The 12,606-nt window shown below is 72.8% G+C and carries 11 protein-coding genes and 1 pseudogene; 8 read left to right on the forward strand and 4 right to left on the reverse strand.

Going from position 1 to position 12,606, the window contains the following annotated elements; genetic code table 11:
• Positions 1-12: 12 nt before the first annotated feature.
• Positions 13-576 carry an EF-hand domain-containing protein gene (locus F4556_RS22395; RefSeq protein ID WP_184918895.1) on the reverse strand — a complete coding sequence of 188 codons (564 nt, stop codon included), beginning with the start codon at positions 574-576 and terminating at the stop codon, positions 13-15.
• 149 nt (positions 577-725) lie between these two features.
• Here F4556_RS22395 and F4556_RS39895 point away from each other — a divergent pair.
• Positions 726-803, forward strand: a pseudogene (locus F4556_RS39895) (helix-turn-helix domain-containing protein); the annotation flags it as partial.
• A 3-nt stretch (positions 804-806) separates the two neighbouring features.
• Complete coding sequence (locus tag F4556_RS22400) at positions 807-1,517, forward strand: RNA-guided endonuclease InsQ/TnpB family protein (RefSeq protein WP_512699294.1); 711 nt, start codon at positions 807-809, stop codon at positions 1,515-1,517.
• Positions 1,518-1,608: 91 nt separating this feature from the next.
• Here F4556_RS22400 and F4556_RS22405 read toward each other — a convergent pair whose 3' ends face one another.
• Positions 1,609-2,289, reverse strand: a complete 681-nt coding sequence (locus tag F4556_RS22405; protein ID WP_184918899.1) for an alpha/beta fold hydrolase — start codon at positions 2,287-2,289, stop codon at positions 1,609-1,611.
• 109 nt (positions 2,290-2,398) lie between these two features.
• Between F4556_RS22405 and F4556_RS22410 the strand changes: the two genes are divergently transcribed.
• From F4556_RS22410 to F4556_RS22425, 4 genes are all read left to right on the forward strand, one after another.
• On the forward strand, positions 2,399-2,944 hold the full coding sequence (locus F4556_RS22410; RefSeq protein WP_184918901.1) for a Uma2 family endonuclease: 546 nt from the start codon (positions 2,399-2,401) through the stop codon (positions 2,942-2,944).
• Between the two features lie 205 nt (positions 2,945-3,149).
• On the forward strand, positions 3,150-4,973 hold the full coding sequence (asnB, locus tag F4556_RS22415) for an asparagine synthase (glutamine-hydrolyzing) (RefSeq protein WP_184918903.1): 1,824 nt from the start codon (positions 3,150-3,152) through the stop codon (positions 4,971-4,973).
• A gap of 64 nt (positions 4,974-5,037) precedes the next feature.
• Positions 5,038-6,258 carry an acetyl-CoA C-acyltransferase gene (locus tag F4556_RS22420; RefSeq protein WP_184918905.1) on the forward strand — a complete coding sequence of 407 codons (1,221 nt, stop codon included), beginning with the start codon at positions 5,038-5,040 and terminating at the stop codon, positions 6,256-6,258.
• Between the two features lie 51 nt (positions 6,259-6,309).
• Positions 6,310-8,157 (forward strand): hypothetical protein, encoded by a 1,848-nt coding sequence (locus tag F4556_RS22425; protein WP_184918907.1) that lies wholly within the window; start codon positions 6,310-6,312, stop codon positions 8,155-8,157.
• Here the strand turns inward: F4556_RS22425 and F4556_RS22430 are convergent.
• Positions 8,154-9,626, reverse strand: coding sequence for an LCP family protein (locus F4556_RS22430; protein WP_184918909.1), 1,473 nt, complete (start codon positions 9,624-9,626; stop codon positions 8,154-8,156). The two genes, F4556_RS22425 and F4556_RS22430, sit on opposite strands and share 4 nt — an antisense overlap.
• A 152-nt stretch (positions 9,627-9,778) precedes the next feature.
• On the opposite strand from F4556_RS22430, the gene F4556_RS22435 reads away from it, so the two are divergent.
• Together F4556_RS22435 and F4556_RS22440 are read left to right on the forward strand one after the other, a co-directional pair.
• A complete protein-coding gene (locus F4556_RS22435; protein WP_184918911.1) occupies positions 9,779-10,819 on the forward strand; it encodes a glycosyltransferase family 2 protein in 1,041 nt (346 codons plus the stop codon).
• Between the two features lie 37 nt (positions 10,820-10,856).
• Positions 10,857-11,459, forward strand: coding sequence for an acyltransferase (locus tag F4556_RS22440; protein ID WP_184918913.1), 603 nt, complete (start codon positions 10,857-10,859; stop codon positions 11,457-11,459).
• Positions 11,460-11,471: 12 nt separating this feature from the next.
• Here F4556_RS22440 and F4556_RS22445 read toward each other — a convergent pair whose 3' ends face one another.
• Positions 11,472-12,515 carry a peptidoglycan recognition protein family protein gene (locus F4556_RS22445; protein ID WP_184918915.1) on the reverse strand — a complete coding sequence of 348 codons (1,044 nt, stop codon included), beginning with the start codon at positions 12,513-12,515 and terminating at the stop codon, positions 11,472-11,474.
• Positions 12,516-12,606 lie beyond the last annotated feature (91 nt).

Here is a 12,606-nt window from a genome sequence, read left to right on the forward strand (position 1 = left end):
TGTGACGGTGGGTCAGTTCAGCGCGTCGCCGAACAGGTGGTTGCCGACCTGATCCGGGTCGGTGCTGGTGTAGAAGCCCCGGAACGCCGACAGCACCTCAGACTCGGAGAGCACCCCGTTCCGGTCGGTGTCCAGCTTCTCGAAGGCGAACCGCGCCGCCGCCTCGGACGAGCCGAACGCCCGCTGGAAGTCCCAGAACTCGTCCGCCGAGATCGTCCCGTCGTCGTTCCGGTCCATCAGCCGGAAGACCGCCAGCGCCATCGGCCGCAGCACGTCGTCGAACGCCCCCGGCGCCTCCGCCAGCAGCCGCATCCCGGCCCGGTACTCGTGCCGCTGGATCTTCCGGTCCCGGTTGGTGTCCAGATCCGCGACCAGTGCCCGCCACCACCCCTGGGACGCCGTCAGCATCGCGACCGCCTTCGGTGAGTCGAAGTCCTGACCCGAGGCGGAGATCGTCCGAGCGGCGAGCCCGAGCACGTCCGAGGCGTCGATCAGCCCGTTCCGGTCCAGGTCGATCTGTCCGAAGTTCAGGTCGATCTTCCGGTCGAGTGCATCGGGGCTGGCTGCGATGGTCATCGGGGACCTCCGGGGAAACCCCCGGTTTGAGCCGGGGGAGGGAACGGATTGCCTGCGGAGCAGGTCGGGGAGCGGTGTTTCGCCGTCAGGGCGAACCGTCGTGCGGGTGCCCGCAGGTGGTTGTCAGTGCCCGCCGCCAGGTTGATCGTGTGCATCTTCGGTACTCGTATCGTAGCTATCCGACGGTGGGTCAGCGGCGGTCGCTGGGCCGTACGTTCGGGTGCACACGGGTGGTGTTCATCGACAACCCGCGCTTCCTGCGCAAGGCCGAGAAGCGGTTGAAGACCTTGCAGCGGGCACTGTCGCGTAAGGCGAAGGGGTCGAAGAACCGGGCGAAGGCCCGCCGCAAGGTCGCCAAGGCGCACGCCAAGGTGGCCGACACCCGCAACGACTGGCTGCACAAGCAGACGACCAGGATCATCCGCGAGAACCAAGCGGTGTACCTGGAGGATCTGAACGTGCGCGGCCTGGCCCGCACCCGCCTGGCCAAGTCCGTCCACGGCGCCGGATGGTCGACCTTCCGCCGACTCCTGGAAGAGAAAGCCGCCAGGTACGGACGGCACGTCGGCATCATCGGCCGGTACGAACCCACGTCGCAGGTGTGCTCCACCTGCGGAGTTCCGGACGGTCCCAAGCCCCTGAACGTCCGCACGTGGAAGTGCGGCGCGTGCGGTACCTCTCATGACCGTGACCTCAATGCTGCTCGGAACATCCTGGCCGCCGGACGGGCGGACAGGCTAAACGCCTGCGGAGGGCCGGTAGGACCCGGCGTGGCGATCCCACGCCAGGCACGGCCCGTTGAAACAGGAACCCACCGGAACGCCCGCCGCACAGGGCGCAAGCCCCGCGCCGCAGGCGCGGCCGGAATCCCCGCGCATCAGCGCGGAGAGGATGTCAAACCGTGTTCCTTCATCCTGGGCCGGTTGCGTGGGCGAGCCTAGGGAGCGGCAGCGACCAGCGGCAACAGGCGCCGCACCGGATGCACCAATCGGCAGCCGATCGGACAAACCGCGCACCAGTGTTGTGCTGCTCTCACGTCAAGAACGTTGCGACTGCCTCCGTGAACGCTTCCGGCTCGGCGCTGTGGATCAGATGCCCGGCAGGGATGGTGACGACCCGTCCGCCGGGGATGCGGCGGGCCAGCTCGGCGACACCCTCCTGCGACAGGTGACTGCGCGGGCCGCCCGCGAGCACGAGGGTCTCGGCGGTGATCCGGTCGAGCCGCTCCAGCCAGGCCGGATCAGGCGTGTCGAGTTGCCTCCGGACCGCCAGCACCATCTCCCAGTCGAAGGTCAGCGCCCCCTCCGGCCTGGTCGGAGCGGTCGGCTGACGGGGACGCGGAGCCGGAACGTCCTCCAGGACCAGCCGGTTCACGCGCTGCGGATGCTCCTCGGCGAAGAGGTAGGCCACCACCCCACCCATCGAGTGCCCGATCACGTCGACCCGGTCGACACCCACGGCGGCCAGGAAGCCGAGCACGTCGTCCCGCATGAGTTCCAGGGAGTACCGCCCCGGCCAATCGCTCCGGCCGTGCCCCCGAAGGTCGAGGGCGTACACCCGCCGGCTCACGGCGAGCGCGGGCGCCACCGTGTCCCAGTCCGTGGCGTCCTCGCCCAGAGCGTGCAGCAGGAGAAGTGGCGGAGCATCCACCGGCCCTGAGACCTGACAGGCCAGCCGGATCCCGCCCACGTCAACCAAACGGTGCTCAGTCATGTCCGGACGATACGCGGCACGGCCCACCACCCGAGCGAGGTTCACCGGCGGCGGAACCGCCCTGGGGGCTGGAATGTGTCGAGCCGTCGTGCCGACTACGTCGAGGCCCATGAATCCCGAGCGCTTCGCACTCCTCGAAGAGGTCCGCAGGAGTCTGCCCGATGGGTTCAAGGCCGAGCTCTCCGGCGACATCATCGTCATGACGGTCAGTCCGTCCGGCATCCACCAACGCAACCTCCTGACGGTCCGTCGCCAGTTCGACGCCCACACCCCGGACGGACTGCTGCCGAGCGAGAACACCGACCTCGTCTCGCCCAACGCCGGCAAGAGCCGGAACCCGGACCTGACGTACCTTCCGGAAGGCGTCCTGGAGACCACCGACAACCAGGTCCCCGCCGAAGCGGCAGCGATCGCGGTCGAGCTGGTCTCACCCTCCAACCCGGAGAACGACTGGGTGGGCAAGGTCCGGGACTACCCGCTGATGGGCATCCCGCTCTACCTGCTGATCGACGCCCGCCAGAAGACCGTCACGCTGTTCAGCCGCCCCGACGGCACGAAGTACCACCGCCGGGAGGACGTCGACTTCGGTGAGACCCTCCGGATCCCCGAGCCCTTCGACTTCGAGCTGCTCACCACCGGCCTGCTGCCGTACTGAGGGGCCGTCGGTCCTGCGTTCACGCGTCCGCTCCGGTACTTCACCCGGTAGGGCAGTGACCTGGTCGTCCCTTGATCGTTCCAGTGGTGGTGGCCGGTGCACGAGCCCGGCCACGGACTTCGCCACGCGTGCAGCATTCGCGCGGCCGAGGCGAGGTCCCGGATCGCATGGTCGGCCCCCGTGAGGGGCAGGGGGAGCCGCGACGGTGTGCGGGCTGGTTGGTTATGTCGGTTTCGCCGGACGGGTTCCCCGGGCGACCGGGGGCACCACGCTGAAGGAGATGACCGAGACCCTGGCCTGCCGGGGACCTGACGCGTCGGCCGCCTGGACCGAGGGCCCGGCCGGGCTCGGGCACACCCGGCTGGCCACCGTCGACCTGGTCGGTGGCCGGCAGCCGCTGGTGCTGACCCGCGGCGGACGTACGGCGCTGGCGGTGGTGTTCACCGGCGAGGTCTACAACCACGCCTCGTTGCGGGCGGAACTGACCGCGCTCGGACACCGGTTCAGGACCCGCAGCGACAGCGAGGTGGTGCTGCGGGCCGTCGACGCCTGGGGTGAGCAGGCGCCCACCCGGTTCGAGGGCATGTTCGCCTACGCCGCCTGGGAGCCGGGCCCCCGGCGGCTGACGCTGGTCCGCGACCGGCTCGGCATCAAGCCGTTGTGCTGGGCGGAGCTCGACGACGGGCTGGTGTTCGGCTCCGAGCCCAAGGCGGTGCTGGAGCATCCCGCGGTGACGACGCGGCTGGATCTGGACGGGCTGCGGGAGCTGCTGCTGTCCGCCCACCCGATGATCAAGACCCCCGGCCGCAGCGCCTTCGCCGGGCTCCGCGAGGTGGCACCGGGCACACTCGTCGTCCGCACACCCGAGGGAACCCGCACCCGCCGCTACTGGTCGCTGACCCCGGCCGAACACCCGGACGACCTGCCCACCACCGTGGCACACGTGCGGCACCTGCTGGACGAGGCCGTCACCGGGCAGCTCGCGGCCGACGTCCCGGTGAGCGTCCTGCTGTCCGGCGGACTGGACTCCAGCGCCATCGCCGCGCTGGCCCGCCCCGCGGCCGGAACCCTGCACACGCTGTCGGTGGACCTGGGCGCCCATGCCTCGGGTCAGGACGCCATGGGACGCGACCCGGACGAGCCGTACGCCGAGCTGATGGTGCGCCACCTTGGCACCGAACACCGCCGGGTGCCGCTGACCGCCCACTCGCTCGCCGACCCCGCCCGGCGCGCCCAGGTCGGGCGCCTGCGCGACGCGCTGAGCCTGGGGGACTTCGACACCTCGCTGTTCCAGCTGTTCCGCGCGGTCCGCGAGCACTTCCCGGTCACCCTGGCCGGCGACGGGGCCGACGAACTCTTCGGCGGATATCGCTGGTTCACCCCCGAGGCCGCAGCGGCAGAAACCTTTCCCTGGGACACCGTGCTGGACCGTGCCGACCTCACCCGGCTGCTCGACCCCGGCCTCGCCGCCGCACTCGACCTGCCCGCCCACCGCGCCGAACTCCACCGCACCGCCGCCGCCGAGCTCGAGCACCTGCCCGGCACCGCACCCGGCGAGGCCGCGCTGCGGCGCGACAGCTACCTCAACCTGACCCGGTTCCTGCCCTGCCTGCTGGACCGCGCCGACCGGCTGAGCATGGGGTGCGGCCTGGAGGTCCGGGTGCCGTTCCTGGACCACCGGCTGGTCGAGTACGTCTTCAACGCCCCGTGGGAGTTCAAGACCTTCGACGGCCGGGAGAAGAGCCTGCTGCGTGCCGCCGTCGCCGACCTGCTCCCCGCCCCGGTGCTGGCCCGCCGCAAGAGCCCCTACCCGATGGTCCGCGACCCCGCCTACCGAGCGGCACTTGTCAGCCAGGTCCGCCGACTCCTCGCCGACGGCGGCCCCGCGACCGACCTGCTGGATCCGGGCGCCGTCCGCAGCCTGCTGCTGGAGCCCGTCGGCCGGGACCGCTTCCCCCGCGAGGGACTGGAACTCGTCCTGGACCTGGACCAGTGGCTGCGCACCCACCGCCCCACCCTGCACCTCTGACGATCCGTCATCGAACCCCGTCGTCGAGCCCCACCCGCCACCGAGACCGCCCAGGAAGCCCGCCATGCAGCACGCCGTGATCACCGCCACCGTCCGCACGCCGATCGGACGCGCCCACAAGGGCGTCCTCGCCGGCGTCCGCCCCGACGACCTGCTGGCCGCCACCGTCGCGGAGGCCGTCGCCCGCGTCCCCGGCCTGGCGGCCGCGAGCGTGGACGACCTGATCGTCGGCTGTGCCCTGCCCGGTGGCGAGCAGGGCTTCAACATCGCCCGCATCGCCGCGTTCCTGCTCGGCTGGGACCACGTTCCCGGCGTCACCGTCAACCGGTTCTGCACCTCCTCCCTGCAGGCCGTGCGGATGGCCGCGCAGGCGGTCCGCTGCGGCGACGCCGAGGTGGTCGTCGCGGCCGGTGTCGAGTCGCAGTCCCGGCTGGCGCACGGCAGTTCGGACACCTGGCCCGGGACGGAGAACCCCGCCTTCCGGCAGGCCGCCGACCGCACAGCGCTCCGCTCGCTGCCCAACACCGCGCCCTGGGGTGACCCGCGCGCCCGCCAGGCGCTGCCCGACCCGTACATCCCGGTCGGCCTGGCCGCCGAGAACGTCGCCGACGTCTACGGCATCACCCGCACCCAGATGGACGCCTACGCCGCCCGCTCCCACCGGCTCACCCAGCAGGCGCTCGCCGGGGGTTTCCACTTCGGCGACATCGTCCCGGTGAAGGCCCCGGACGGCAGCACCGCCACGGCCGACGACTGCCCGCGGACCGGCGTCACCGTCGAGACCCTGGCCGCCCTCGCCCCGCGCTTCCGGCCGGACGGGCGCGTCACCGCCGGGAACAGCGCCCCGCTGTCCGACGGGGCCGCCGCGGTCGTCGTCATGTCCGAGGACTACGCCCGCACCCACGGTCACCTCCCGCTGGCCCGGATCCTGGGCACCGCGGTCTCGGCCGCCACCCCCGAGACCGAGGGGCCCGCTCCGGTCGCCGCCACCCGCTCCGTCCTCGCCCGGGCCGGCCTGTCCCTCGCGGACGTCGACACCGTCGCCGGCAACGAGCCGTTCGCCGCCCAGGTCCTGGCGTACTGCGCCGAACTCGGCCTGGACCCGGGGCGGATGAACACCCACGGCGGTTCGATCGCCCTCGGCGAACCGTACGGCGCGGCCGGTGCCCGGCTCACCGCCACCGCCCTGACCACCCTGCGCCACGACGATCACAGCACCGCCCTGATCAGCATCGTCGCCGCCGGCGGACAGGGCATGGCCATGCTCCTGGAACGCACCTCCTAGTCCGCAGGGGTGCGGGGTTGTCGTTCGTGCGCTGGTGAGATCATCTGCCGCATGCCCAGTACCGACCCGCCACTGCCCTCCGGCGTGCCCTTCACCGCCGTCGCGGCCGACCGGTGGCGTGCCGCTCGCGCCGCCCAGCGATGGGACAGCCGTTGGCTGGTGCTGCTCCCGCTCGGGCTCTGCCTGTTCGCCATGGTCAGGGCCGGGCTGCCCGCCGTCTGCAGCCCGGCCCAGCCGTGCGGGCAGGACTGGGCCGGTGACCTGGTGGCCGCCGCGCTGCTGGGCGAGGCCCTGGTGCTGCTGGCCCGGCCCCAGGGGCAGGTGCTCGTGCCGTACGCGCTGCTGCCGGTGGTCTGGTACCTGCCCGAGGGGCTGCCGGACGAGCCGAGTCGCTGGGCGGTCCTGATCGGGCAGGCGCTGCTGGCCTGGCTGCTGACCGTCGTCGAGGTCGGCCGCCGCCGGGCGCGGCAGCAGCTCGCCGACCTGATGGGGCCCGAGGTGCCGTACCCGTGGACGGCGGCGGGCGGGCCGTCCCCGTTCGCGGCCGACCCGGTCCGGGCGACCGGGCGGCGGGTGCTGGGGTGGCTGCTGCTCGGTACGGCCGTACTGCTGCTCGGCCTCGGGTTGTACCGGCAGGCCGCGAGCGACGAACGGGCCGCCGGGGCCCAGCTCGTCCAGGGCACCGTGCTCTCCTCGGACGACGTCGGCGACACCACGCTCAGGTACCGGCTGCCCGGCGACCAGGACGTCCGCTCCGCCGAACTGGAGGTCTGGTGGGACGCCGCCCCGCAGCCGGGCGACACCCTGCCGCTGCTGGCCGACGAGGACGGCTGGGTCCGGCTCGCGGGCGACCCGTACGACCCGACGGTCTGGCTGATGTCCGCGACGGTGGTCGGCGGGGTCGGGCTGATCGCGCTGGCCTCCGCCACCAGGGCGGTCCGGATCAGGCGCGGCTTCGACCGGCCGGGCGCGCCGGCGCTGCGGGTGCTCGCGTACCCGAGCGAAGACGCCGAAGCGGTCGGGCCGCTGTCCGGGGTACCGTTTTGGAGCCTGAGCGCCCAGGGGATCAGCTGCTGGCACGAGGGGGTCTGGGCCCGCAGTCCCGTGGTGGAGCACGACGAGGACGAGGACTTCGAGCATCCGGAGGGCCCGGTGGAGGCCCTGCTCTACCAGGCACCTGACGGAGCGTCCGCCCAACTGCTGGTCCGTCCCTGGACGGCCGGCGACTCCCCGGACATCAGCTGGCCTCCGGTCGACTGGCTGGCCGTGGTCTGCGCACCGGGCGTCCGACTGCTCGACCACCGGCCATCGGCACTCGAGCCCCCCACGCCCGCGCCCGCCGCACCCACCCCAGCCGGGCCGGTGCCGGCCGCTCGCTGGTCGATGCCCGGGCCGGTACGGCTGGCGTCCGGACCGGTGGCCGCGCTGCTGCTCGGCTTCGTGGTGGTCAGCCGGTCGGAGCACGGCTGGTGGGGTGGGCTGCTCCAGCCGCTCACGTTCGGGGTGTTCGCGTTCGTCGGTATGGTGGCCGCGCTCGGCTGGCAGGCGGGGGTCGACCGGCGCGGTGTCTGGGTGGCCACCGGGCTCACCTGCCGTCAGGTTGACTGGGAGGACGTGATCGGCGCCAACGCCAGGAACGGCCGGGTGACCATCCGGATCCGAGATGGTGACGAGATCGGGTTCGGGAACTGGCTCACCCGGTGGGTCGGCCCGCGGGGTTACCGGGCGGAGGAGCTGGCGTCCGCCGTCGCCCATGCGGCCGGGGCGGAGGAGTACCGGCCGACCGGGCAGGGGCCCGGCCCGCTGTCGCACCGTCAGCTGACGGTCAATCGGGCGGCTCTGGCGGCGTACCTGCTGCTCACCGTCGTGCTCTTCCTCAATGCCCACGGCTGGTTCTAGGGACAGCTGATCTCGGTGCCGGTGCTGGCGGTGACCGCCGGCGCCTGCGCGGAGGAGGAGGGAGCGGCGGGCGAAGGCGACGGCGGGGCGGCCACGCCGGTGACGCCCGTGTAGTCGGTGCCCGCGATGACCTGCATGGTGGCGCCGAGGCCCGGGGTGGGGACGAGTTCGGCGTGTGGGAGGGCGGCGGCCATGGTCTTGACCGACTCGTCCCAGCGCGGGTCGTAGCGGACGGTGGTGCGGGTGGTGGAGCCGCCGCCCGCGTTGGAGGGGGCGCCGGTGGTGGCGAAGCCGGCCTTGCGGAGGTCGGTGTCGACCCGGGCGCCGAGCCCTACGACGCCCGCGCCGTTGAGCACCTGGACGTGGATCTGACCGGGCGGCACGGTGACCGCGACCGGGGTGGAGGCAGTGGCGGCGGCGGGCCGGTCGGTGAGCGGCCGCCCCTCCCGGACGGCGGCGAACAGCGCCTTGGCCCCCGCGGCGTCCCACCGCACCGTCGAACCCCACCCCTCCACCTGGTAGTTGACGTCGCTCACCGGAACGGTGGTGAAGTCCGCCCGGGCGGGGGAGAGGTCCTTGAGCCGGGTGGCCAGCCGGAGCAGGTCCTCGGAGGAGAGGTCCTGGTCGGCCTTGACGGACTTGAGCACGGCGTCCGTCACCCGGGTGAGCTTCACCGGGTTGAGCAGGGTGCCGCTGCCGGTGGCCTGGTGCAGCAGCTGGGCCAGGAACTTCTGCTGACGCTGCATCCGCCCCAGGTCGGAGCTGCCGTCCAGGTGCCGGGCCCGGACGTACTTGAGCGCCCCGGCACCGTCCAGCCGGGTGGTCCCGGCGGGCAGGTCGAGGCCGGAGTACTCGTCCTTGAGCGGCCGGGAGCTGCACACCTCGACGCCGCCCAGCGCGTCCACGGTGGAGACGAAGGAGAGGAAGTTGATCTGGAGGTAGTGGTCGATCCGCAGGCCGGTGTTCTGCTCCACGGTGCGGACGGTGAGCGGGGCGCCGCCCATCCCGTACGCCGCGTTGATCTTGCCGTGGCCGTCCGGCACCTGCTTGCCGCTGAGGTCCTGGTGGGCCGGGATGGTGACGTAGGAGTCGCGCGGGATGCTGACCACGCTGGCCCGGCCGCCGTCCTCGGCGAGCTGGACGATCATCATCGTGTCGGTGCAGTGGCAGGACTCGCCGCCCGCGTGCAGCACGTTCTTCAGGGTGTCGGCGGGGATGCCCTCGCGGTCGTCGGTGCCGACCACCAGGAAAGTGGTCACCCCGTCGTCGGCGGGCCGGTCCTTCGTCCGGTCGAAGGCGTCCACCCGGCCGATCGCGTCGCCGACGCCGTCCAGCAGGGCCCGCCCCCCGCAGGAGGTGACCAGCACGGCGAGCGAGACGGCGCCCGCCAGCCAGCGACCCCAGCGGCGGCGCGGGGTGCGGGCCGGTGGGGTGCGTTCCGGCTCGGGGCGGTGGGCGGTGGGCGGCATCTCTCGGATGGTAGGCGGGTGCCCGGGTGGCCAGGCGGGGACGCGCCGACCGGGTACGCCGGACGCCGGGGTGGTCGATGAAACGTTCCTGCGGACTTCGCGCAGCAGACCGAACCTGACAAGGCCGGGCGGCCGCCGGTACGGTGGCCCCGATGAACACCAAGGCTGCTGAGGAGCTGCCGGCGGTCTCCGTGATCATGCCGGTGCTCAACGAGGAACGTCACCTGCGCACCGCCGTGCGGCACATCCTGGAACAGGACTACCCGGGCGAGCTGGAGGTGGTGATCGCCCTCGGCCCGTCCACCGACCGGACCGACGCGATCGCCGCCGAACTGGTCGCCGCGGACCCCCGGGTGCGCACCGTGCCCAACCCGACCGGCCGGACCCCCGCCGGGCTGAACGCCGCGATCCGCGGCTCCCGTCACCCGATAGTGGTACGGGTGGACGGGCACGGGCTGCTCACGCCCGGGTACATCACCACCGCCGTCCGGCTGCTCGGTGAGATGGACGCGGCCAACGTCGGCGGCATCATGCACGCCGAGGGCGAGACCGAGTGGGAGAACGCGGTCGCCGCCGCGATGACCTCGAAGATCGGCGTCGGCAACGCGGCCTTCCACACCGGCGGTCTGGCCGGTCCGGCCGAGACGGTCTACCTCGGGGTGTTCCGCCGCGAGGTGCTGGAGCGCCTCGGCGGCTACAACGAGGAGTTCATCCGGGCCCAGGACTGGGAGCTGAACTACCGGATCCGCCAGGACGGCGGCCTGATCTGGTTCACCCCCCAGCTCAAGGTGACCTACCGGCCCCGGCCGAGCGTCCGGGCACTGGCCAAGCAGTACAAGGACTACGGCCGCTGGCGCCGGGTGGTGACCCGCTACCACAAGGGCTCGGTCAACCTGCGCTACCTGGCCCCGCCGGCCGCCCTGCTCGGCGTGCTGAGCGGCCTGGTGCTCGGCGCCGCGCTGCACCCGGTCTTCTTCGTGCTGCCCGCCGGCTACCTGCTGGCAATCGCGGGCGGTTCGGTGCTGGAGGGGCGCGGCCTCACCGCCAAGGCCCGGCTCCAGCTCCCGGTGGCCCTCGCCACCATGCACCTGACCTGGGGCTTCGGCTTCCTGACCTCCCCGCGCAAGCTGGCCCGCCGGGTGATCGCCAGCACCGCGCCGGAGCCGATGAAGCCGGTCTCCGAATCCAAGTAGCCCACCCCGCGGTCCCCGTGGCGCTATCTTCGGCGCCATGGGGAACTCCGTACGGGTGGAACAGAGCGCCGACGTCGACCCGCGGGCGGTGATCGGGCCCGGCAGTACGGTCTGGCACCTGGCCCAGGTCCGTGAGGACGCGGTGATCGGCGCGGACTGCATCGTCGGCCGGGGCGCGTACGTCGGCCCCGGCGTCCGGATCGGTGACCGGGTCAAGCTGCAGAACCACGCCCTGGTCTACGAGCCCGCCGTCCTGGAGGACGGCGTCTTCGTCGGCCCGGCGGCCGTCCTCACCAACGACCTCTACCCGCGCTCGGTCGACCCCGACGGGAAGCTCAAGCGCGGCGACGACTGGCACGCCAAGGGCGTGACGCTCCGTCAGGGCTGCTCGATCGGCGGCCGCGCGGTGCTGGTCGCGGGCGTCACCGTGGGCCGCTGGGCGCTGGTCGCGGCGGGCGCCGTGGTGCACCGGGACGTCCCCGACTTCGCCCTGGTGGCCGGCGTCCCGGCCCGCCGGATCAAGTGGGTCGGCCGAGCGGGCGAACCCCTCACCGACGAGGGCAACGGCCGCTGGCGCTGCCCCCGCACCGGCGAGGGCTACCTGGAGATCAACGGCACCCTGCGCGAAGCGCGACCCTAGCGACCTGGCGGCCTAGCGCCCCTGCAGGTGGGCCGACCAGGTGCGGATGGCCGGGAGGCGCTGGTAGAGGGTGTTGCCCGGGCACTCGGTGTTGAAGGCGTCGCGGTGGCCGGAGACGGCGCGGAAGGTGGCGTTGGTGCCCTTCTTGAACTTGCTCCCGTCCGAGGCCGAGGTCAGGGTGACCGAGCCGTTGGCGTCCAAGCCGGTGAGGCCGAGCTTCCAGGCCGCGACCTTGGCGATCCCGTCGACCTGGGCCTGCGGGGCGGTCTCGGAGCTGTAGCGGCCGAGCGCGGCGACCCCGGCGGTGTCGGTGTTGAAGCCGAGTGTGTGGGCGCCCAGCACGGGTTGGGCCACCCCGCCGGCCCGGCCCTCGTAGATGGTGCCGCAGCGGTCGACCAGGAAGTTGTAGCCGATGTCCCGCCAGCCGCTGCTCTTCACGTGGTACTGGTAGATCGCCCGGATCACCTTGGGCGCGTCCGAGCAGGCGTAGTCGTTGGCGGTGTCGGTGTGGTGCACGAACACCGCCCGGACCGGCCCGGTGTAGCCGAAGCCGGGCTCCCGCAGGCTCTCGTCGGCACCCCAGCCCGCGCGGGTGACGATGCCCGGGCGCGGCCCCTCGTGGTCCACCGCCGGGAGTGCCCGGGCGGAGCTGCGGCCCGGGTCGACCAGTTCGGCCCGCAGCCCGCGCGGCAGGCTGCCGGTGACCCGGACCGCGACCCCGTCGCTGGGTCCGACCCAGAGCGGCGCGGTGGCACCCCGGCCGGCCCGTTCGGTGCCCTCGGGGTCGGGCCGGTCGTCCGCCTCGACGTCGAGCGGGCGCCAGTCGCTCCACACTCCGGCGACCGAGCGGACCTTCACCTGGACGGAGCCGTCGAGCACCGTCCCGGGGTCGTCCCAGCTCACCCCGACCAGGGAGAACGCGGCGGTGTCCCGCTCGGCCAGCCCACGCTGACTCGCCGTCAGCGGGAAGGTGCTGACGCCGCCGGAGGACTGGGCGTAAGCGGGTTGCGGGAGCAGGAGCAGGGAGCCGACGGCGGCGAGCAAGGAGAGGCGCATAGAACGGATATTGCGCCCATAACGGACCTGACGCCACGCCAGTTCGTCCGGTTGACCTCCCCTCCCGGGGCGCCGTCCGAGGTCGTAGGCT

It is taken from the genome of Kitasatospora gansuensis, from assembly GCF_014203705.1.
GTDB classification, from domain to species: Bacteria; Actinomycetota; Actinomycetes; order Streptomycetales; family Streptomycetaceae; genus Kitasatospora; species Kitasatospora gansuensis.

Bases quoted from the DNA above. Each gene is read 5' to 3' on its own strand.
- F4556_RS22405 (WP_184918899.1), bottom strand. From the start codon at position 2,289: ATGACTGAGCACCGTTTGGTTGACGTGGGCGGGATCCGGCTGGCCTGT.
- F4556_RS22425 (WP_184918907.1), top strand. From the start codon at position 6,310: ATGCCCAGTACCGACCCGCCACTGCCCTCCGGCGTGCCCTTCACCGCC.
- F4556_RS22420 (WP_184918905.1), top strand. From the start codon at position 5,038: ATGCAGCACGCCGTGATCACCGCCACCGTCCGCACGCCGATCGGACGC.
- F4556_RS22435 (WP_184918911.1), top strand. From the start codon at position 9,779: ATGAACACCAAGGCTGCTGAGGAGCTGCCGGCGGTCTCCGTGATCATG.
- F4556_RS22440 (WP_184918913.1), top strand. From the start codon at position 10,857: ATGGGGAACTCCGTACGGGTGGAACAGAGCGCCGACGTCGACCCGCGG.
- F4556_RS22445 (WP_184918915.1), bottom strand. From the start codon at position 12,515: ATGCGCCTCTCCTTGCTCGCCGCCGTCGGCTCCCTGCTCCTGCTCCCG.
- F4556_RS22395 (WP_184918895.1), bottom strand. From the start codon at position 576: ATGACCATCGCAGCCAGCCCCGATGCACTCGACCGGAAGATCGACCTG.
- F4556_RS22410 (WP_184918901.1), top strand. From the start codon at position 2,399: ATGAATCCCGAGCGCTTCGCACTCCTCGAAGAGGTCCGCAGGAGTCTG.
- F4556_RS22430 (WP_184918909.1), bottom strand. From the start codon at position 9,626: ATGCCGCCCACCGCCCACCGCCCCGAGCCGGAACGCACCCCACCGGCC.